Consider the following 20,280-nt stretch of genomic DNA (forward strand, 5'->3'; position numbering starts at 1 on the left):
GACACGGCCTACAGGTTGCCCCGCTTCTCCTGCTCGCGCTCGATCGCCTCGAACAGGGCCTTGAAGTTGCCCTTGCCGAAGCCCATCGAGCCGTGCCGCTCGATCAGTTCGAAGAACACGGTCGGCTTGTCCTGGACCGGCTTGGTGAAGATCTGCAGCAGGTAGCCGTCCTCGTCGCGGTCGGCGAGGATCTTCAGCTCGCGCAGGGTGTCGACGGGCACGCGGGTGTCGCCGACCCACTCGCCGAGGGTGTCGTAGTAGGAGTCCGGGGTGTCGAGGAACTGGACGCCGGCCGCGCGCATCGTCCGTACGGTCTGCACGATGTCGTTGGTGTTCAGCGCGATGTGCTGGACGCCGGCGCCGCCGTAGAACTCCAGGTACTCGTCGATCTGGGACTTCTTCTTGGCGATCGCGGGCTCGTTGATCGGGAACTTCACCTTGAGGGTGCCGTCCGCGACGACCTTCGACATCAGCGCGCTGTACTCGGTGGCGATGTCGTCGCCCACGAACTCCTTCATGTTCGTGAAGCCCATGACCTTGTTGTAGAACTCGACCCACTCGTTCATCCGGCCGAGTTCGACGTTGCCGACGCAGTGGTCGACGGCCTGGAAGGTGCGCTGGGCGGGCTGCGCGACGATCGGCTCGGCCGCCACGTAGCCGGGCAGGTACGGGCCGTCGTAGCCGGTGCGCTCGACCAGGGTGTGGCGGGTCTCGCCGTAGGTGGCGATGGCGGCGAGGACGACGGTGCCGTGCTCGTCCTTCACCTCGTACGGCTCGGCGACCGAGCGGGCGCCGTGCTCGACGGCGTAGGCGTGGGCGGCGCGCGCGTCCGGCACCTCGATGGCCAGGTCGACAACGCCGTCGCCGTGCTCGGCCACGTGCTGGGCGATGAAGTGGCCCCAGTCGCTGCTCGGCTTGATCACCGAGGTGAGGACGAACCGTGCCGAGCCGTTCTCCAGCACGTAACTCGCGGTCTCGCGGCTGCCGTTCTCCGGTCCGGAGTAGGCGACCAGCTTCATGCCGAAGGCGCTGGAGTAGTAGTGCGCGGCCTGCTTGGCGTTGCCCACGGCGAAGACGACCGCGTCCATTCCCTTGACCGGGAAGGGGTCGGCCTGCCGTGCGGTGTCGGGAGTGTGGTCTGTGGTCTGCGTCATAGCGGAAGGGTGGACCGGGCCTGCAAGGTGCGCAATAGTTCGCTTAATCACTGGGCAATGTGTTCAGCTCAATGGCCGCGTCGACGGGCTTTCTGTACAGGATGACCATCCCCGGGAGGTGCTGTGGCGATCGATCGCCTGGACGGCCGGATCATCGTGTTGCTGGCGCGGGAACCGCGGATCGGGGTGCTGGAGATGTCCCGGCGGCTCGGGGTCGCCCGGGGGACGGTGCAGGCGCGGCTGGACCGTCTTCAGTCGAATGGAGTCATCCGGGGCTTCGGTCCCCAGGTGGACCCGGCGGCCCTCGGCTACCCGGTCACCGCGTTCGCCACGCTGCAGATCCGGCAGGGTCAAGGGGCCGACGTACGAGCGCACTTGGCGACCGTGCCGGAGGTGCTGGAGCTGCTGACCACCACCGGCAGCGGGGACATGCTGTGCCGGCTCGTGGCCCGGTCCAACGCCGATCTCCAGCGGGTGATCGACCGGGTCGTCGGTTTTGATGGCATCGTCCGGGCCTCCACGGCGATCGTCATGGAGAACCCCGTTCCGCTGCGGATCATCCCGCTGGTGGAGCAGGCCGCCGTCGGCGAGTGAGCCGGGGGCGGGCGAGCGTGTGCGGCTCGGACGACCGCGAAGGGCCCGACGAGCTGGGGTGAGGCCGCGTGAGCTTCTGGGAGTACCTGGGCAGCCGGCACCAGCAACTGCTCGCGGACGCCTACCAGCACGCCAGCGCGGTCTTCCAGTGCATGGTCGTGGCGACCGTCCTGGGTGTGCTGATCGGCGTGGCCACCTATCACTCGGCGTGGGCGGGCAACCTGGCCACCACGACCACCGCTACCTTCCTGACCATCCCCTCGCTCGCGATGATCGGCCTGCTCATCCCGATCGTGGGCCTCGGGGTGGCGCCCACCGTGATCGCGCTGACCCTGTACGGGCTGCTGCCGATCGTGCGGAACTCCATCGTGGGCCTGCGCGGGGTCGACCCGGCGCTGGTGGACGCGGCCCGCGGGATCGGCATGTCGCGGCCGGCGCGGCTGCTGCGGGTCGAGCTGCCGCTGGCCTGGCCGCCCATCCTGACCGGCATCCGGGTCGCCACGCAGATGCTGATGGGCATCGCGGCCATCGCCGCCTACGCCTCCGGCCCCGGCCTGGGCAATGAGATCTTCCGCGGCCTGGCCTCGCTGGGCAGCAAGAACGCCCTGAACCAGGTGCTCGCCGGCACGCTCGGCATCGTCATCCTCGCCCTGCTGTTCGACGCCGCGTACGTGCTGCTCGGCCGGCTGACCATTCCCAGGGGGATCCGTGGCTGAGACGACCTCCTCGCACGGCGCCACGATCGAGCTGGAGAACCTGACCAAGCGCTACCCGGGCAACCCGCAGCCGGCGGTGGACAACGTCAGCATGGAGATCAGGGCCGGCGAGACGGTGATCTTCGTCGGGCCGTCGGGCTGCGGGAAGTCCACGACACTGAAGATGATCAACCGGCTGATCGAGCCGACCGGCGGGCGCATCCGCATCGACGGCGAGGACGTCACCCGCATCGACCCGGTGCGGCTGCGCCGCAAGGTCGGGTACGCCATCCAGTCCTCCGGCCTGTTCCCGCACATGACGGTCGCGCAGAACATCGCCCTGGTGCCGAGGATGGTCGGCTGGCCGAAGGGCCGTGTGCGCGAGCGGGTCGAGGAGATGCTGGACCTCGTCGGGCTCGACCCGGGCGAGTTCCGCGACCGCTATCCGCGCCAGCTCTCCGGCGGCCAGCAGCAGCGCGTCGGCGTGGCCCGGGCCCTGGCCGCCGATCCCCCGGTGCTGCTGATGGACGAGCCGTTCGGCGCGGTCGACCCGATCACCCGCGACCACCTCCAGGACGAGCTGATCCGGCTCCAGCGCGAGCTGCACAAGACGATCGTCTTCGTCACCCACGACTTCGACGAGGCGATCAAGCTGGGCGACCGGATCGCCGTCCTGCGCGAGCACTCGCACATCGCCCAGTTCGACACCCCGGAGGCCATCCTGACCAACCCGGCCGACGACTTCGTCTCCGGTTTCGTCGGCGCGGGCGCGGCCCTGAAGCGGCTCAACCTGACCCGGGTCCGGGACGTGGAGATGCGGGAGTACCCGACGGTGACCGTGGACACCCCGCTCCAGCAGATCTTCGGGTTGCTGCGCGGCGGCGGCACCAACGAGATCCTGCTGCTCGACAAACGCCGCCGCCCCTACAAGTGGCTGCGGCGCGGCGACCTGATGCGGGCCCGCGGCTCGCTGGCCCGCGCGGGCACGCTGGTGCACGACACGGTGACCCGGGACGCGACCCTGCGGGACGCGCTGGAGGCGGTGCTCACGGACAACGCCGGACGGGTGGCCGTGACCGGGCGGCGCGGGGAGTACATCGGCGTCGTGGACATGGAGACGCTGATGAACTCCGTGCACGAACTGCTGGAGGCCGACCGGCTGGAGGCCATGGAGGCGCAGGCCGAACTGGAGGAGGCCCGCAGCCAGCAGACCCATTTCGAGCAGGAGGGGCACGGAGGGGAGACGAAGGCGTGAGCACCGAGCAGCGGCCCGGGGGCGAACGCGAGGTCAAGGGGCTGCCCTTCCGTGACGAGGGCGAGGCGGAGCAGGAGGCCCCGCCGCCCCGGCAGCGCCCGCCCGCGCGCCGGCTGACCTGGCAGCGGCTGACCGTCCTGCCCGCGTTCCTGGTCCTGCTGCTGGTGGTGACCTGGCTGTGGTTCCGGCAGGCGGACCTGGACACGATCTCGCGGAACGCGCTCTCGGGCGGCCAGGTCTCCAAGGCGCTGTGGCAGCACGTGCAGTTGACGGTGATCTCGACGTTCTTCGTGCTGATCATCGCGATCCCGCTGGGCATCCTGCTCACCCGCGGGGCCATGCGGAAGGCGACCCCGCTGGCGATGACCATCGCCAACATGGGCCAGGCGACCCCGGCGATCGGCCTGCTGGCGCTGCTGGTGATCGTGCTGGGGACGGGCACGAGGGCGGCCCTGATCGGCATCGTCGCCTACGCCGTGCTGCCTGTGCTGGCCAACACCATCGCCGGTCTGAAGGCCAACGACCCGACCCTGCTGGAGGCGGCGCGCGGCATCGGCATGTCCCCGCTCGGCGTCCTCACCCGGGTCGAACTGCCCCTCGCCGTCCCGCTGATCCTCGCCGGCATCCGTACGGCGCTGGTCCTCAATGTCGGTACGGCGACCCTGGCGACCTTCGGCGGGGGCGGCGGCCTGGGTGTGCTGATCACCACCGGCATCACCACCCAGCGCATGCCGGTGCTGGTCCTCGGCGCCCTGCTCACCATCGCCCTCGCCCTGCTGGTCGACTGGCTGGCGTCGCTGGCGGAGGTCATGCTCCGGCCGCGCGGTCTCGAGGCGGGAGCATGAGGCGCCGGGTGGCGCCACTGCTGGCCGCGCTGCTCGTCGTACCGTCCGGCTGCGGTCTGACCAGCGGATCCCCGATGGTCGACGACGTCCGGCCCGGTTCCATCGGGGCGGGGGAGCCGCTGAAGGGCGCCCATCTCACCGTGACCTCCAAGGAGTTCACCGAGCAGCTGATCCTCGGCGCGATCATGGGGATCGCCTTCCAGGCCGCCGGCGCGGACGTCCTGGACCGGACCGGCATCCAGGGCTCCATCGGATCGCGGGAGGCGGTCAAGAACGGGGACGCGGACGCGCAGTACGAGTACACGGGCACCGGCTGGATCACCTACCTGGGCAACAGCCGGCCGATCCCCGACCCGCGCAAGCAGTGGGAGGCGGTGCGGGCGGCGGACCTGAAGAACGGGCTGACCTGGCTGGAGCCGTCGAAGCTCGACAACACCTACGCGCTCGCCATGAACCAGGCCAACTTCAAGAAGTACGGCACGCGAACGCTGTCCGAGGTGGCCGCGCTGTCCGAGCGGGACCCGGGGGCCGTCACCCTGTGCGTGGAGAGCGAGTTCGCCAACCGGGCGGACGGGCTGCCCGGCATGGAGAAGGCGTACGGGATGAGCGTGCCCGCGAAGAACGTCACGCAGATGGACACCGGGATCATCTACACCCAGGTGGCGAAGGGGGCGTGCACCTACGGGGAGGTGTTCACCACCGACGGGCGCATCAAGTCGATGAACCTGGTGGTGATGGCGGACGACAAGAAGTTCTTCCCCAACTACAACGCGACGCCGGTGGTCAACAGCCGGGTGCTGGAGAAGTGGCCGGCCATCGCGAAGGTCATCGAACCGGTCAACGCCAGGCTGGACAACTCGGTGGCGCGGACGCTGAACGCCCGGGTCGACGTCGACGGGGAGGATCCGCACCAGGTGGCACTGGACTGGATGAAGGCGGAAGGGTTCGTGAAGTAGGCGTTCTTCCGGCCCGGTCGCCTCGGAGCCCTCGTACAGAGCGGCTCGGAGCCACCGTGCAAAGAAGGCGATGCAAAGAAGGTGTTGCAAAGAGAGCTTTGCATAGCTACCTTTGTACGCATGACGGAGCACGAGGAACGCGCACAACGCCGGCTGGACGCCCGCTCCCTGCGGGGACTGGCGCACCCGCTGCGCATGCAGATGCTGGACACCCTGCGCCAGCGCGGCCCCGCCACCGCTTCCCAACTGGCCGAGAGACTCGGCGAGTCCAGCGGGGCGACCAGCTACCACCTGCGCCAGCTCGCCGCCCACGGCTTCGTCGAGGACGCCCCAGGGCACGGCAAGGGACGGGAGCGCTGGTGGCAGGCGGTGGACCAGGGACTGGTCTTCGACAGCGCCGACTTCGAGGGCGCCGGACCGCAAGTGCGCGGGCTGGCCGAGGCGTACCTGCACGAGACCGCCGGGACCCACGCCCGCGAGCTGTCCACCTGGCTCAGCACCCGGGACCAGTGGTCCGCGGACTGGTCCCAGGGCTCCGACATGAGCGACGCGACGCTACGGCTCACGCCCGGCCTGGCCGCCGAGCTGGTCGAGCGGATGCACGCCCTGATCGGCGAGTACCGGGGCCGGGCGACCGGCACGGACACGCCCGGCTCCGAGCAGGTGCGCATCCACACGCACCTGTTCCCCATCGAATCCGACTGAGACGAACCGAGACGAACCGAGAGGCCCGCCATGCAGCTCACCATCCGGCTCGCCCAGCACCACGCCACCGACCTGCGCGCGACCGCCGCCGCGCACCACCTCGCCGCCGAGGCCAAGCCCCCGGTCGAACTGCGCACCCGCGTCGGCTGGACGCTGGTCGAGCTCGGCCTGCGGCTCGCCGCCGCCCCCAGGCCGGTCCAGGCCGCCTGCTAGATCGCCGAGGTTCAGCAGCTCGGGACCCGGCCCTTGCCCGTCTCCAGGGCCACCAGGGAGTTCACCGCTCCCTGGAGCGTGGTGACCGGGACCAGCCGCAGCCCCTTCGGCAGCTCCGACCTGGCGTCGGAGCACTCGGCCTTGGGCACCAGGAAGACGGTGGCCCCGTCCCGCCGGGCGGCCTGGGTCTTCAGGGCCACCCCGCCCACCGCGCCGACCTTGCCGGCCGCGTCGATCGTGCCCGTACCGGCGATGGTGCGGCCACCCGTGAGGTCACCGCCGCGGCCGTCACCGTCCAGCGTGTCGATGATCCCCAGGGTGAACAGCAGCCCCGCGCTGGGCCCTCCCACGTCGGCGAGCTTCAGCCGGACCTTGACCTTGGCGGGGCTCAGGTCCAGGTACTTCAGGGCCGCCTGGGTCGCCGCGTTCTGGGACTGCCGCATCTGCTTCGCGTTGTACTTCTCGATCTCCTTGACGCTGCTCCCGCTCGGGTAGACCGCGTCCCGGGGCATCACGGCCCGGTCCGTGCGGAACCAGTTGCCGAGCACGTCCGCGAGCGGCACCCGGGTGTCCGGGCCGGTCGCCTCGATGGTCGTCATCCGCAGCTGACCGCTGGTCTCCCGGACCGGCGCGCCCGAGACGGTGATCACCTGGGCGCTCCGGTTCTTGCCGAGCACGTCCGCCGTCATCCCGGGCTGGGCCACCGAGAACGGCAGCGGCGCGAACGCCGCCGTGGCGAGGAGGGCCACGACGGGCAGGGCGCAGACGGCGACGGCCTGGGAACGCGTAAGACGTGAGAGCACCTAATCAATCTACGTGACCCCCCGGTGGCGGCCCACCGCAGCTCAGCGCAGCGCCTCCGCGACCTCCCGGGCCGCGTCCATCACCCGCGGCCCGACCCGCTCCGGCACGGACTCCGCCAGCATCACCACGCCCACACTGCCCTCGACCCCCGTCACTCCGACGAGCGGCGCCGCGGCCCCGCAGGCTCCGGCCTCCAGCTCGCCGTGGGTCAGGGTGTACCCGGGGTCGGCCCGCGGCGACTGCCGGGCGGAGAGGATCGCCCGGCCCGCGGCCCCCCGGTCCAGCGGATGCCGGAAACCGGCCCGGTAGGCCACGTGGTAGTCAGTCCAGGTCGGCTCGACCACCGCGACGGCCAGCGCCTCGGTCCCGTCCACCAGGGTCAGGTGCGCCGTCGCCCCGATGTCCTCGGCGAGCGACCGCAGCGCCGGCAGCGCCGCCTCCCGTACCAGCGGATGCACCTGCCGGCCGAGCCGCAGCACCCCGAGGCCGACCCTGGCACGCCCGCCCAGATCACGCCGTACGAGCGCGTGCTGCTCCAGCGTGGCGAGCAACCGGTACACCACGGTCCGGTTGACGCCCAGTTTGTTGGAAAGCTCGGTGACGGTCAGCCCGTGGTCGGTGTCGGCCAGCAGCTTGAGGACACGCAGTCCCCGGTCGAGCGTCTGGGAGGTCTCCGCGGTCACGACGCCCACTCCTTCGGCGGTGAGGTCGGCGGACCCCGGAGCGACGGATGCGACACCGAGTCCCGACGGCGACGCGCTTCAGAGGCCGCCGATCGGCAGGACGCCCGGCGGCTCCGGGCCATGTCGCTTCACGGCTGCGCTCCGCGGCGGCGCTGCCACGGGGCGTGTGCGTAGCCGGACAGTAGCGAAGCCGGTTCGCTGAGCGGAAGCCTCCGTCCAGAATCCGGTCAGGGCCGGATCCGGACTGCCTGCATTCGTCCCCATACGCGCGTACCCCAGGCTTTTACCGCATGCGCGTCGCCCACTCCTGCACCTTTGCGATCCGCTGGCGCAGCTGCCCCGCCGTCGCCTCCGCGCTGGCCGGTCCCCCGCACACCCGGCGCAGCTCGGTGTGGATGACACCGTGCGGCTTGCCGCTCTGGTGGACGTAGGCGCCGACCAGGGTGTTGAGCCGCTTGCGCAGCTCCATCATCTCCTTGTGGCTGACCACCGGACGGCGCTCCGCGGGCAGTTCCAGCAGGTCGGCCTCGGTGTCCGGCTTCTTGCGGCTGTGCGCGATCTGCCGGGCCTGCCGCTTCTGCAGCAGCATCTGCACCTGGTCGGGCTCGAGGAGGCCCGGGATGCCGAGGTAGTCCTGCTCCTCCTCGCTGCCCGGGTGGGCCTGCATGCCGAACTCGGCGCCGTCGTAGAGGACCCGGTCGAAGACGGCCTCGGACTCCAGCGCCTCGAAGGAGAACTGCTCCTGCTCGCCGGTGTCCTCGTCCTGCTCCTTGTTCGCCTCCTCCATCTCCTTCTCGGATTCGGCGTACGGGTCCTCCTCGCCCTCCTTCTTCGGCTTGTCGAGGGCGTGGTCGCGTTCCTTCTCCATCTCGCTGGCGAAGGTCAGCAGGTCGGGCACGGTCGGCAGGAACACGGACGCGGTCTCGCCGCGCCGCCGGGACCGCACGAAGCGGCCGACGGCCTGTGCGAAGAACAGCGGGGTCGAGATGGTGGTGGCGTAGACGCCGACCGCGAGCCGGGGCACGTCGACGCCCTCGGACACCATGCGCACCGCGACCATCCAGCGGTCGTCGCCGCCGCTGAAGTCGTCGATCCGCTTCGAGGCGCCGGCGTCGTCGGACAGCACGAGGGTCGCCTTCGTTCCGGTGATCTCCCGGATGAGCTTGGCGTAGGCGCGGGCCGAGTCCTGGTCGGAGGCGATGACCAGGGCACCGGCGTCCGGGATGCCCTTCCTGACCTCGGTCAGCCGCTGGTCGGCGGCGCGCAGCACGCTGGGCATCCACTCGCCGCGCGGATCGAGGGCGGTGCGCCAGGCCTGGCTGACCGCGTCCTTGGTCATCGGCTCGCCGAGCCGGGCGGCGATCTCGTCACCGGCCTTGGTGCGCCAGCGCATGTTGCCGCTGTAGGAGAGGAAGATGACGGGCCGCACGACATGGTCGGCGAGGGCGTTGCCGTAGCCGTAGGTGTAGTCGGCGGCGGACCGGCGGATCCCGTCCTGCCCCTCCTCGTACGTGACGAAGGGGATCGGGTTGGTGTCGGACCGGAACGGCGTACCGGTCAGCGCGAGCCGCCTGGTCGCGGGCTCGAAGGCCTCCAGGCAGGCCTCGCCCCAGGACTTGGAGTCACCGGCGTGGTGGATCTCGTCGAGGATCACCAGGGTCTTGCGCTGCTCGACGCGGTTGCGGTGCAGCATCGGGCGGACACCGACGCCCGCGTAGGTGACGGCGACGCCGTCGTAGTCCTTGCCCAGCGGGCCCGCGCTGTACTCCGGGTCGAGCTTGATGCCTATCCGGGCCGCGGCCTCCGCCCACTGCTTCTTCAGATGCTCGGTCGGCGCGACCACGGTCACCTGCTGCACGACGTGGTGGTGCAGCAACCAGGAGGCGAGGGTCAGCGCGAAGGTCGTCTTGCCGGCGCCGGGCGTGGCCACCGCCAGGAAGTCACGCGGCTGCTCCTGGATGTACCTCTCCATCGCCCCCTGCTGCCAGGCACGCAGCTTGCTGGCGGTGCCCCAGGGGGCCCGGCCGGGGAAGGCCGGCGAGAGGTGGTGGGAGTGCGCGGCGGAAGCGGTCATGGGTGCGGGCCCGGAGGGCCCTCCGTTGAGGGTGGCGGCGGGTGACGGGCGGGAGGTAGTCACGGTCTCCGTGGATCAGGGGGTAGGGCGGCTCGGCTACGTATGACAACCGGGCCACCCTACCGGCGCCCCGGCGGCGCCGACGCGCGAACACGGCCGGGCCGCCCTCGGGTGGGACTCACGTCACAGTCGGCGTGCGCAGCCCGGTGACCGAGCTGCGATCTTGCGCACGGCCAGAACGCCCCGACAGGCATCCGGCACGAAGCGCCCGGCCTCGTCGGCGTCGGAGTCCGCGTCCGGCGGATGCCCGTTCACGTCCGGTCGGTGTCATTCGCAGGCCCGGAGCCGTCGCGTCACCCACGCCCCCACCAGCGCCACCGCCGCCATCGGCAGGAAGACGGCGGCGAAGGCGGCGGGGTGGGACCCGCCGGCCGCCGAGGCGGACGTGGCCGCCGCGCTGCCGCCGCCCAGGGCCGCGAAGGCCGCGCCGGTCGCCGAGAGGAGGACGACGTTGGAGAGGGCGTCGGAGATCTGGAGCGCGGCGGAGTTGGCGCCGGCCTGGCTGGGTGCGGAGAGCTGGAGCAGCAGCACGCTGGTGGAGGAGATCACCAGACCCATGCCGAAGCAGCCGAAGCCCCAGGCGACGGCGACGGTCCAGACGGGCACGGAGTGCAGCAGCACGCTCGGCGCGGTGACGATCGCGGCGGCGACCAGCACCATGCCCGCCGTCATCAGCCGCTCCCGGTACGGCTCCACGCGGGGTCGCGACTGCACCCACGAGCCCAGCGCCCAGGTGACCCCGCCGGCCGCCAGCGAGAACCCGGCCAGCGTCGGCGACAGCCCCCGCTGGGTGACCAGCATCAGCGGGACGAAGGACTCGGCGGCGATGAAGGATCCGGCGGAGACACCGCGCAGCAGCACGACGGAGGGCAGGCCGCGAGCGGCGCGGTAGGTGCCGCGCGGAAGCAGCCCGAGGACGGCGGGCACGAGCAGGGCCGCACCGGCGATGCCGGGGGCCAGCGAGAGCCATCGCAGGTCCTGGGCGGCGTACTGCAGGAGTCCCGCGCCGAGGGAGATGGCGAGGGCGAGCCGGATGCGGCGCCGGTCGAAGGAGGCGGCGCCGTCGGTGCCGTCCACGGGGCCCGCCGCCCGGCGCCGTATCTGCGGCAGCGCGAGGGCGAGCGGGAACACGACCAGGGCCGGGATGCCGAGGAAGACCCAGCGCCAGCCGAGGTGCTCGGTCACGGCGCCCGAGGCGAGCGGGCCGACGATGGACGGTACGACCCACCCGGCGGCGAAGGCCGCCATGATCGCGGGCCGCAGCCGCTCGGGGTAGGCGCGCCCGACGACGACGTACAGCGCCACGATGACCAGCCCGCCACCGAGGCCCTGCACGGCCCGCCCCAGGATGAACACCCACATGACCCCGGCGGTCCCGGCGACGACGAGCCCGGCGGCGAAGGCGGCGATCCCCGTGGTCAGCGGGCCGAGTGGCCCGCGCCGGTCGGACCACTGGCCGGCGAACACCATCCCGAACAGGCTGGTCGTGAAGTACCCGGAGAACGCGAACGCGTACAGCGCCAGCCCGTCCAGCTCGCGCGCGGCCACGGGCATCGCGGTCCCGACGGCGGTCGCCTCGAAGGCGATGAGCAGCACGACGGAGACGATCCCGATACTGAGCGCCCGGTGTTCCCGGCTCAGCACACCACCGCCGTCCTTCTCGACGGCATCACTCACCACAACGGTGTCACGCGACTCGAGGGCACTCATGGTCGACAGAGTAAGGTCCACAGCCCCGTTTGACCCCTGTCGGTGGTCCCGCCCGCACTCCGACCTTGGTCGTAGACCCCCGGCCCGCGCTTCATGAACGGCGTATGGCAGTCCCGTTGCGGGGCCGCGGTTTCCCTTGAGCGGGTCGTCGGCCGCGCCCTACGTTCGTCTCAGCACGACACGACCGTGTGCCCGAGTGGTTCAGGGAGTCGCCTGCAAAGCGACTTACGCGGGTTCGATTCCCGCCACGGTCTCCAGCTACAGCACCCCGCCCGCCTCGTCCTGGAACAGCTGTGTCCAGTAGTGCCAGGCGGTGTCCGGCAGGGTGGCCGTGGGGTCGACCGCGGTGAGGGTGTGGATCATGGTCGCGGCCAGGTGGTCGTAGGCCCGCGTGCTCAGCTCGCGCGACAGGTGTTCGTCGATGGTGCGCTCGTGGTGCAGGAGCCAGAGCGTGAAGGCCAGGGTGGAGACGTCGGTGTTCAGGGGGTGGAGCGTCGCCTCGGGTTCGCTGAAGGTGAGCACCGCGCCCGTTCTGCCGTCGACCACCAGGCTGTGGTCCTCGATCAGGTGACCGAGGCGGATCAGGTGGCCGGCGTGGGCGGGGAGGGCGTCCAGGGGGTAGTCGTCGCAGCGCTCGGCGGTGAAGTACTCGGTGAGCGTCGGCAGCGGGACGTCGGTGTCGGCGTGGAAGACGACCGCCTCCTCCGGCAGGCCCGTCTCCCGCAGGAAGCGGCGGGTCGGCTCGTGGGTGAGCGTGGCGGGGAAGTCGACCTCCTCGAACCGGGCCACCCGGCCGTGGCCGAACTCCTGCTCCAGCAGGCGGGCCGGAACGTCCAGGGTGAGGCCGGACGTGGTGCCCGGCCCCGCGACGAGGGCCAGCGGACGGATCAGGGCCGCGGCCTTCCAGTAGGGCGGGACCCGGCCGTCCGTACCCTCCGCGAAGAGGGCGAGCAGGCGGCGCGATGCCTCGGTCACCGTCCGCGGGCCGTACTTGCCGGCCAGGGACGCGAAACGGCCGCGCAGGCCCGCCAGTTCCTCCGTGACCGCGGCGAAGCGCAGCAGGGTGGACAGCGAGGGCGCGAAGGGGCGCGGGTCGGACGGGCCCACGAGGCGGGCCGTCGTCAGCTCGCCGGTGTCGCCGTCGAGCAGGATCGACTCGCGCTCCATGCCGGCCGGGTTCAGCAGTTCGCCGATCACCAGGCGGCCGCGCAGTTCCTCCGCGAGGCGGAAGGGCCCGTCGGTGGCGTCGCCGAGGGTGCGCAGGCCGTGCGCGCGCAGCGGGGAGAAGGTCAGCAGGGCGGTGTCCGCGGGCAGTCCGGGACCCGTGAGCAGTCCGCGGGTCGGCGCGTGGGTGATGTGACGGTCCAGTTCCGCCTCGGTCAGTGTGATCGCCGGGACCCCGGCGTCGGTCGTGCTCATCGCTCCCCCGCGATCGTCCCCGTGCGTGCCTGTGTGCGTGCGTCGTCGTGCGCGGTGCCCGGGCAGGTGCCCCGACTGCTCAGCACACTACGCCGCACCACTGACAACGACCCTCGCCAGGAAGGACGTCAGACGGGCCGGGTCCGTTGCCCGCCCTGCCCGCGCACGGCCGTCGCCGTGCGCGCGGGCATGCTCACTGGGACGTCACCACGGCCGCCTGGGGGCGGATCGGGAGGCGGTTGACCGGGCGGCCCGTCGCCGCGCGGACGGCGGAGGCGATCGCCGCCGGAGACGTCACCACCGGGACCGCGCTGACCGGCTTGGCGCCGAAGGGCGCGACCACGTCCCGTTCCTCGACCAGCTTCACGATCCGGATGTCCGGCGCGTCCAGGGCGGTCGGCAGCGCGTATCCGGTCAGGTCGGGGTGGCGGATCAGGCCGCGCGGGGTGCGCAGGTTCTCGGTGAGGGCGATGCCCACGCCCTGGGTGACGCCCGCCTCGATACGGGCCGCGAGCTGGGCGGGGTTGAGGACCCGGCCGACGTCCTGGGCGACCGCCAGCTCCACCACCCGGACCGAGCCGATCTCGATGTCGACGTCCACCACCGCGCGGATCGCGCAGAAGGCGAGGCCCACGAAGGCGTCGCCCTGGCCGGCGGCGTCCAGCGGCTCGGTGGGGTGCGGACGGCACTGGGCGGTGGCCCACAGCTCCTTGCCGTCCATCGCCTCGGTGACGGTGGTCGACAGCACACCGTCGTAGGAGGTGATCTTGCCGTCCGTGATCTGCAGCAGTTCGGTGGACATGCCGAACTTGTGGGCCAGGGGCTGCAGGAGCTGGGTGCGCACCATCTTCGCCGCCCGCTCCACCGCGCCGCCCGACACCCAGGTGTGGCGACCGCGACAGCCCGGGCCGGCCGGGGGCTGGTCGGTGTCGACGGGTGCCACGTGCACCTCGTCGATACCGAGCGTCTCCTGGACGATCTGCCGGGCGAGGGTGGTGAAGCCCTGGCCCGTCTCCACGGCCCCGCAGAGCACGGTGGCCACGCCGTCGTGCACCTTCACCGTCGCCGTGGAGACCTCGTCGGCGCCCTCGGCGCCGAGCATGTGCACCATGCCCAGGCCGTAGCCCACGCCCCGGCGCACCGCGCCCGGCTCGCCCGCGCCCTCGGGGCCGCCGGGCAGCAGCCACTCCTCCTCGGGGGTGTCCACGGGGAGTTCGGGCAGCGGGAAGTCACGGACCGCCTGGAGGAGTTCGGCCACCGGCGCGGGACAGGTCACGGTCTGGCCGATGGGCAGGACGTCGCCGGTCGCGAGCGCGTTGCGCAGGCGCAGCTCGGCCGGGTCCAGGCCCAGTTTCTTCGCCAGCTTGTCCATCTGCGCCTCGTAGGCGGCGCACACCTGCATCGCGCCCTCGCCGCGCACATGGCCGGAGGGCGGGTTGTTGGTGCGCACGGCCCAGCCCTCGATGAAGGCGTTCGGGACGACGTACGGGCCGCACGCGAAGGACACGGCGGCGGCGAGGGCCTCGGCGGACGTGTCCGCGTAGGCGCCCGCGTCGAGCAGGATCTGCGCCTCGACCTTCACCAGCCTGCCGTCGGCGTCCGCGTGGTGGCGGTAGCGCAGCAGGGTGGGGTGGCGGTGGACGTGGCCGAGGAAGGACTCCTCGCGGGTGGCCGTGAGCTTCACCGGGCAGCCGGTCTTGAGGGCGAGCAGGCCGAGCGGGAGCTGGAAGCCCTGGTCCTCGCGGTCGGCGGTGGCGCCGGGCACCCCGGTGACGACGATCTTCACCCGGTCCGGGGACAGGCCGTAGCAGGCCGCGGCCGTGTCGCGGTCGGTGTGCGGGTCGGTGGAGGCGAGGTACAGCTCCACGCCGCCGTCGGGGCGCGGCACGGCCAGGCCCGCCTCGGCGCCGATGGGAGCCGGGTCCGCGCGTCCGATGCGGTACTGGCCCTCGACGACGATCTCGCCGGCCGCCTCCGGGTCGCCGTGGTGCAGCGGGATGTGCCGGATCAGGTTGCCGTCCGGGTGCAGCGGCTCGGCCTCGAAGGCGTGCTCGGGGTCGGTGACCGGGTCGAGCACCTCGTACTCGACGATGACGGCCGCGGCGGCCATCCGCGCGGTGTCGGGGTGGTCGGCGGCGACGGCGGCGATGGGCTCGCCGTGGTGCCGTACGACGTCGGAGGCGAACACCGGGCGGTCCGGCGTGCCCCGGCCGTGGCGGGGGGTGCCGGGGATGTCCTCGTGGGTGACGACGGCGCGTACGCCGGGCATCTCACGCGCGTGGGTGGTGTCGATGGAGACGATGCGCGCGTGCGCGTGCGGGGAGCGCAGCACGGCGGCCCACAGCAGCCCCTCGGCCCACAGGTCGGCCGCGTAGGGGAAGGTCCCCTCGGTCTTGGCGCGGGCGTCGGCGTGCGGCAGCGAGGCGCCGAGGCCGTGCGGCAGCTGCTCGGGGTCGGCGGCGGGTGCCGCCGCTGTGGCGGTCGCGGTGGCGGCTTCGTTGGTCACGCCTGGCCTCCGTCCTGGCCGTACTGCTGGTCGCGCGGTACCGGGGTTCCGAAGGTGCCGGGGCTGTCGAAGAGCCCCGGTGACTCGAAGGCCGCCGGGTTGACGCCCCCGGCGCCCGGGCCCGCCTGGTGCGGGATGCGCGCCTGGTCGGTGTCCGGCCCCTCGTCGGCGGTGGTGTGCGCCTCGCGCTCGGCGACGACCTCCTTGACGGCGTCCAGGACGCCCCGGTAGCCGGAGCAGCGGCACAGGTTGCCGCACAGGGCCTGGCGGGTCTCCAGTTCGGTCGGCGCGGGGTTGCCCTCGAGGAGGTCGTGCAGGGTCATCGCCATGCCGGGCACGCAGAAGCCGCACTGCACGGCGCCGCACCGGGCGAGCGCCCGCTGCACGTCGGAGGGCCGGCCGTCGGCGGCCAGGCCCTCGACGGTGCGCACCTCGCTCCCGGCCGCGGTGACGGCCGGTACCAGGCAGGAGGCCACCAGGCGGCCGTCGACCTGCACGTTGCAGGCGCCGCACTCGCCCTGCGAGCAGCCGTCCTTGGCCCCGGCGAGGCCGAGCCGTTCACGCAGGACGTACAGCAGGGACTCGCCGACCCAGGCGTCGCCGACAGGCCGGTCGGTGCCGTTGACCCGCAGGACGTAGGAGGCGAGGGGATGGTCGTCGTGGGGCGGGAGGGCGGCGGGGTCGTCCCCGGGCGTGTCGTCCTGGTCCGCGGGCCGGGCCGCCGGGTCCTCGCCGGCCGCCGCGTCCCCGGCCGCCGGTGCCCCGTCCCGCGGCGCGGCCGCGGCGGATCCGGCGCCGGTGTCCTCGGGCGCGCCGGCCGGGTCCGCGGGGGTCGCCCCCGCGGCCGCCTCCGGCGTTTGAAGGGCCTCGCGGGCCGCCCGGTGACCGGCGGGACCGTCGTGCCGTTCCGGGCCGTCGGCGGGGCCCTCAGGGGCCTGCGCGGCCGGGGCCGGGCGGTAGGGCGGCTCGGGGGCGAGCTCCGGTGCCGTGGGCGCTTCCGCGGTGGGGGGCGCGAACTCCGTCGCCGGGGCCGCGTCGTCGGCGCGGGGCGCGGCGTCCGGCTCCGGCTCTCCCCACGGCTGTCCGGCGGTCTCCGTCGCCCAGGGCGCGGGCGCGCCGCCCGGAAGGGTGGCCGGCGGGGTGCCGCCCCACTGCTCGACCAGCGAGGACGTGGTGAACTCGCCCGACTCGTCCGGGAGATCACCGCCGGCTACCGGGATGGACCACTGTCCGGTGACGTCGTGTCCGGGGGCGGGCGGGGCCGCGGGCTCCTCGAACGTCCACTGCTGGGTCGCGGCGGGCTGGTACGTGAACCGGTCGCCCGCGCCCGGCTCCTGGGGCACCGGGTTCGGTTCGGGCCACCGGCCGCCGCCCTCGGGCGCGGGCCAGGCGTCCGCGGGGCCCTCGGGGGGCGCCGCCGTTATCCGCGGCGGGACGTAGCCGTGTCCGGGGGCGGCCAGGGGGCTGTCGCCGGACAGCAGGGCGTCGATGCCGCCCTCGGGCAGCTTGACGAAGGCGGTGGCGCCGTCGTCGTAGTCGCCCTGGGGCAGCGGGTCCCAGCGGCCACCGCCCCGCGGGGTGCCTTCTCCGTGCTGGTCGTCGGTCACGACAGCGCCCTCCCCAGTGCTCGTCGGGCCAGCGCGGCGACGGTGCGCCGCAGGTGCAGTACGGCGGGCGGCAGCGGGACCACGGAGCCGTCCGGCTCCGGGACCGGGTCCGGGATGCAGGCCGCGGCGACGTACTCCCCGAAGGCGTGCAGGGCCTCGGGGACGAGAGCGCGGTCGTTGTCCCAGTCGATGAGCTGGGCGACCCACTGCTCGGCGTCCAGGGGGCGCAGCGGCATCGGCGCTATGGCACCGACGGCACAGCGCACCCCGCGCCGGGCCGGGTCGAGCACCACCGCCACCGAGGCCAGCGCCCGGCCGGGGCCGGTGCGCCCGGTCGCCTTCAGGAAGACCTGCGGGGCGTGCAGCAGCGGCACGCGCACGTAGCCGATGAGTTCGCCGCCGCGCAGCATGTCCACGCCTGCCAGAAGGTGCGAGACCGGAATCTCCCGGCGGGCTCCGTTCCGGCCCGCGATGATCAGCGTCGCCTCGAGGGCGGCCAGCACCGGCAGCGCGTCACCGGTGGGCGCGGCCGAGGCGATGTTGCCGCCCAGGGTGCCCGCGTTGCGGATGTGCGGCGGGCCGGCGGCGCGCGCGGCGGCGGCGAGCGCCGGGATCAGGGCCGCGAAGTCGGGGCGGCCCATGCGCGCGTGCGTGAGGCCCGCGCCGAGCAGCGCGTGGCCGTCCTGGTACTGCCAGCCGCGGATCTCGCTGATCCGTCCGAGGCCCACCAGGGCGGCGGGCCTGAGCTGGCCGGAGTTCACGGCGGCCATGAGGTCGGTGCCGCCCGCCACGGGGACGGCGGCGGGCATGGCGGTGAGGGCCGCCACGGCCTCGTCCAGTGTCGTGGGCAGCGTCACGGCCTGCGCCGCCTGCGGTGCGTGCGTGGTCAAACCGGCTGCCCCTTCCCGCTGCCCCACCTGGTCCCACCTGTGTGGCCGTACGGTACGTGCTCACAGGGCGGACGTGGCAACTCTGGCACATCTTCGCAAGGGCCGGACGCGGGGGTCCGCTAGGAGGCATTCGCCCACCTCATCGGGGACATATTCTGTTTTCGCACGGCATCACCGGTGTGCGCCGATTGCCACTCTTCGGTGACTCCGCCACGTTTTCCGTCATTCGTTCTACGAGCACCCGTTCCACCGGCGGACGGGGCACCGCCGGACGGGCACCGGCGGCGGGGCGCCGGCGCCCGCGTCTCCTAGCGGTTCGGGGGCGCGCCGTCGATCGGGCGACCGAGGACGCCGGGGCGCCGCTGCCAGGGCCGCGGCCCGGTCGGCGGCCGGTAGCCGACGCCGAGGGCGTCAAGTCGCCGGTAATGGGCGGCCATCCGGTGTTCGAAGTCCGCGAAGTTCCGCTCCGCCGGGGCGGGCAGCCGGCTCCAGGCGACCTCCGCGAGGGCGGCGAGCCGGGGAAAGGCCTGGTAGTCGACGCGCGCGGCGTCCTCCATCACCTCGGTCCACACGTTGGCCTGGGTGCCCAGTACGTGCCGGGCCTCCCCGGCGGTGAGTTCGGCCGGTACCGGCTCGAACCGGTAGACGTCCTCCAGGGTGCGCACGAAGCCGATCGGCACGGGTTCGTCGTCCCCGGGCGCCTGCCGGTGGTCCAGGTAGACGTACTGCTCCGGGCACATGACGACGTCGTGGCCCGCCCGCGCGGCGGCGACACCGCCCCCGTAGCCGCGCCAGGACGACACCGCGGCACCCGGCGCGAGCCCGCCCTCCAGGATCTCGTCCCAGCCGATGAGGCGGCGCCCGCGCGCGGTGAGCCAGGTGTCGAAGTGGCCGATGAACCAGGACTGCAACTCGTCCTCGCCGGCGAGCCCGAGGTCCGCGATCCGGCCCTTCGCGGCCGGCGACCGGCGCCACTGGTCCTTACGGCACTCGTCGCCGCCGATGTGCACGAACTCGGAGGGGAACAGTTCCAGCACTTCCTCGAACACCCCCTCGTAGAAACGGAGGGTGGTGTCGGTGGGGGCCAGTACGTTGGCGGAGATTCCCCAGTTGTCCCAGACGGTGAGGGCGGAGGTGTCCACGACATCGGTGTTGCCGAGTTCCGGATACGCGGCGATGGCGGCCTGCGAGTGGCCCGGTACATCGATTTCCGGGACGACGGTGATATGCCGCTCGGCGGCGTAGGCGACGATCTCCCGGATGTCGTCCTGGGTGTAGTGACCCCCGTGCGGCTTCTCCTCCCACAACGGCGAGGCACGGTGGCCGAATTTCGTCCGCGCCCGCCAGGAGCCGATCTCGGTCAGCCTCGGATACCGCCCGATCTCGATCCGCCAGCCCTGGTCGTCCGTCAGATGGAAGTGGAAAACGTTGAGTTTGTGCGCGGCCATCAGATCCAGGTACCGCAACACGCCTTCCTTGGGCATGAAATGCCGGGCGACGTCCAGCATGAGACCGCGCCAGCCGAACCGGGGGGCGTCCTCGACGGTGACCCGAGGCAGTTCCCACACCCGGTCCGGACGCAGCGGCGCACCGCGGAACGCGTCGGGGCCGAGCAGTTGCCGGAAGGTCTGCGCTCCCCAGAAGACGCCGGCGGCGCTGCCGCCCTGGATGCGCGCCGGACGGCCGTCGGTGACGAGGCGGTAGCCCTCGGGGGGCAGGTCCGGCTCGATGCTCAGTACGACGCGGTCGTCCCCGTCGTCCGCCTCCGGAAGCGGCAGGCCGGTCGCCGCGCCGACGGTGGCCCGCAGCCACCGCGCCACACCCTCGGTGCCGGGCCGCGCCTGGAGCCCCGTACCGGCGCCGATGCTCGTGTGCCCGGCGGTGTTCCGCGAACAGCGCGCCGGAGCCGGGATCACATCCACCTTGTCAGTCACATCAGTCCTTGACGAAGGAAAGCGTTCCTACCGGGGAACTGCGCCGCGGCGCGGCGCATTGTTCGCCGTGCGCGACTTCGAGGAGGCTATTGCCGACATGAGCATGCCGACAAGAGGTCTGGACCAGTTAGTGGCCGAAAAACGCAAAGGCCCCCGGGCCCGCGTCCGTGACGCGG

General features: G+C 72.6%; 17 protein-coding genes and 1 tRNA gene. 8 read left to right on the top strand and 10 right to left on the bottom strand.

The window, feature by feature from the left end; all coding sequences use genetic code 11:
• Window positions 1–8: 8 nt before the first annotated feature.
• Complete coding sequence (gene hppD / locus AB0924_RS06410) at window positions 9–1,154, bottom strand: 4-hydroxyphenylpyruvate dioxygenase (RefSeq protein WP_358930408.1); 1,146 nt, start codon at window positions 1,152–1,154, stop codon at window positions 9–11.
• Between the two features lie 123 nt (window positions 1,155–1,277).
• Here hppD and AB0924_RS06415 point away from each other — a divergent pair, with 123 nt between their 5' ends.
• The 7 genes from AB0924_RS06415 to AB0924_RS06445 all read left to right on the top strand — a co-directional run bounded on the left by AB0924_RS06415 (window position 1,278) and on the right by AB0924_RS06445 (window position 6,417).
• Window positions 1,278–1,748, top strand: a complete 471-nt coding sequence (locus AB0924_RS06415; protein ID WP_250400689.1) for an Lrp/AsnC family transcriptional regulator — start codon at window positions 1,278–1,280, stop codon at window positions 1,746–1,748.
• 68 nt (window positions 1,749–1,816) lie between these two features.
• The gene (locus tag AB0924_RS06420; RefSeq protein WP_358930405.1) at window positions 1,817–2,464 is read left to right on the top strand and encodes an ABC transporter permease; all 648 of its coding nucleotides are present in this window, start codon (window positions 1,817–1,819) and stop codon (window positions 2,462–2,464) included.
• Window positions 2,457–3,698, top strand: a complete 1,242-nt coding sequence (locus tag AB0924_RS06425) for a betaine/proline/choline family ABC transporter ATP-binding protein (RefSeq protein WP_358930403.1) — start codon at window positions 2,457–2,459, stop codon at window positions 3,696–3,698. Before AB0924_RS06420 ends, AB0924_RS06425 begins: the two co-directional genes overlap by 8 nt.
• On the top strand, window positions 3,695–4,543 hold the full coding sequence (locus AB0924_RS06430) for an ABC transporter permease (protein ID WP_366910799.1): 849 nt from the start codon (window positions 3,695–3,697) through the stop codon (window positions 4,541–4,543). Before AB0924_RS06425 ends, AB0924_RS06430 begins: the two co-directional genes overlap by 4 nt.
• Window positions 4,540–5,499 carry a glycine betaine ABC transporter substrate-binding protein gene (locus AB0924_RS06435; protein WP_358930398.1) on the top strand — a complete coding sequence of 320 codons (960 nt, stop codon included), beginning with the start codon at window positions 4,540–4,542 and terminating at the stop codon, window positions 5,497–5,499. The genes AB0924_RS06430 and AB0924_RS06435 overlap by 4 nt, the downstream gene beginning before the upstream one ends.
• Before the next feature lie 120 nt (window positions 5,500–5,619).
• Window positions 5,620–6,204 (top strand): winged helix-turn-helix domain-containing protein, encoded by a 585-nt coding sequence (locus AB0924_RS06440; RefSeq protein WP_358930396.1) that lies wholly within the window; start codon window positions 5,620–5,622, stop codon window positions 6,202–6,204.
• A 30-nt stretch (window positions 6,205–6,234) separates the two neighbouring features.
• Window positions 6,235–6,417, top strand: a complete 183-nt coding sequence (locus AB0924_RS06445; RefSeq protein WP_358930393.1) for a hypothetical protein — start codon at window positions 6,235–6,237, stop codon at window positions 6,415–6,417.
• Between the two features lie 11 nt (window positions 6,418–6,428).
• Here the strand turns inward: AB0924_RS06445 and AB0924_RS06450 are convergent, their stop codons facing one another.
• From AB0924_RS06450 to AB0924_RS06465, 4 genes are all read right to left on the bottom strand, one after another.
• Window positions 6,429–7,220 carry a S16 family serine protease gene (locus AB0924_RS06450; RefSeq protein ID WP_358930391.1) on the bottom strand — a complete coding sequence of 264 codons (792 nt, stop codon included), beginning with the start codon at window positions 7,218–7,220 and terminating at the stop codon, window positions 6,429–6,431.
• A gap of 42 nt (window positions 7,221–7,262) precedes the next feature.
• Entirely contained in the window at window positions 7,263–7,904 is a 642-nt protein-coding gene (locus tag AB0924_RS06455; protein ID WP_358930389.1) for a helix-turn-helix domain-containing protein, read from the bottom strand.
• A gap of 283 nt (window positions 7,905–8,187) precedes the next feature.
• Window positions 8,188–9,978 (bottom strand): DEAD/DEAH box helicase, encoded by a 1,791-nt coding sequence (locus tag AB0924_RS06460; protein WP_358930386.1) that lies wholly within the window; start codon window positions 9,976–9,978, stop codon window positions 8,188–8,190.
• Window positions 9,979–10,305: 327 nt separating this feature from the next.
• Window positions 10,306–11,748, bottom strand: coding sequence for an MFS transporter (locus AB0924_RS06465; protein WP_366910800.1), 1,443 nt, complete (start codon window positions 11,746–11,748; stop codon window positions 10,306–10,308).
• A gap of 182 nt (window positions 11,749–11,930) precedes the next feature.
• On the opposite strand from AB0924_RS06465, the gene AB0924_RS06470 reads away from it, so the two are divergent.
• A tRNA-Cys gene (locus AB0924_RS06470) sits at window positions 11,931–12,005 on the top strand.
• A 1-nt stretch (window position 12,006) separates the two neighbouring features.
• Here the strand turns inward: AB0924_RS06470 and AB0924_RS06475 are convergent.
• The 5 genes from AB0924_RS06475 to AB0924_RS06495 form a co-directional block, all read right to left on the bottom strand.
• On the bottom strand, window positions 12,007–13,167 hold the full coding sequence (locus AB0924_RS06475; protein WP_366910801.1) for an SUKH-4 family immunity protein: 1,161 nt from the start codon (window positions 13,165–13,167) through the stop codon (window positions 12,007–12,009).
• Window positions 13,168–13,360: 193 nt separating this feature from the next.
• Window positions 13,361–15,673 carry a molybdopterin cofactor-binding domain-containing protein gene (locus AB0924_RS06480; RefSeq protein WP_366910802.1) on the bottom strand — a complete coding sequence of 771 codons (2,313 nt, stop codon included), beginning with the start codon at window positions 15,671–15,673 and terminating at the stop codon, window positions 13,361–13,363.
• Window positions 15,670–17,280 carry a 2Fe-2S iron-sulfur cluster-binding protein gene (locus tag AB0924_RS06485; RefSeq protein WP_366910803.1) on the bottom strand — a complete coding sequence of 537 codons (1,611 nt, stop codon included), beginning with the start codon at window positions 17,278–17,280 and terminating at the stop codon, window positions 15,670–15,672. The genes AB0924_RS06480 and AB0924_RS06485 overlap by 4 nt, the downstream gene beginning before the upstream one ends.
• Window positions 17,277–18,170, bottom strand: a complete 894-nt coding sequence (locus AB0924_RS06490) for an FAD binding domain-containing protein (protein ID WP_358930376.1) — start codon at window positions 18,168–18,170, stop codon at window positions 17,277–17,279. Before AB0924_RS06490 ends, AB0924_RS06485 begins: the two co-directional genes overlap by 4 nt.
• 308 nt (window positions 18,171–18,478) lie before the next feature.
• Complete coding sequence (locus AB0924_RS06495; protein ID WP_358930580.1) at window positions 18,479–20,083, bottom strand: beta-N-acetylhexosaminidase; 1,605 nt, start codon at window positions 20,081–20,083, stop codon at window positions 18,479–18,481.
• Window positions 20,084–20,280: the final 197 nt, after the last annotated feature.

Source organism: Streptomyces sp. NPDC047869 (genome assembly GCF_040704065.1).
Taxonomy (GTDB): Bacteria; Actinomycetota; Actinomycetes; order Streptomycetales; family Streptomycetaceae; genus Streptomyces.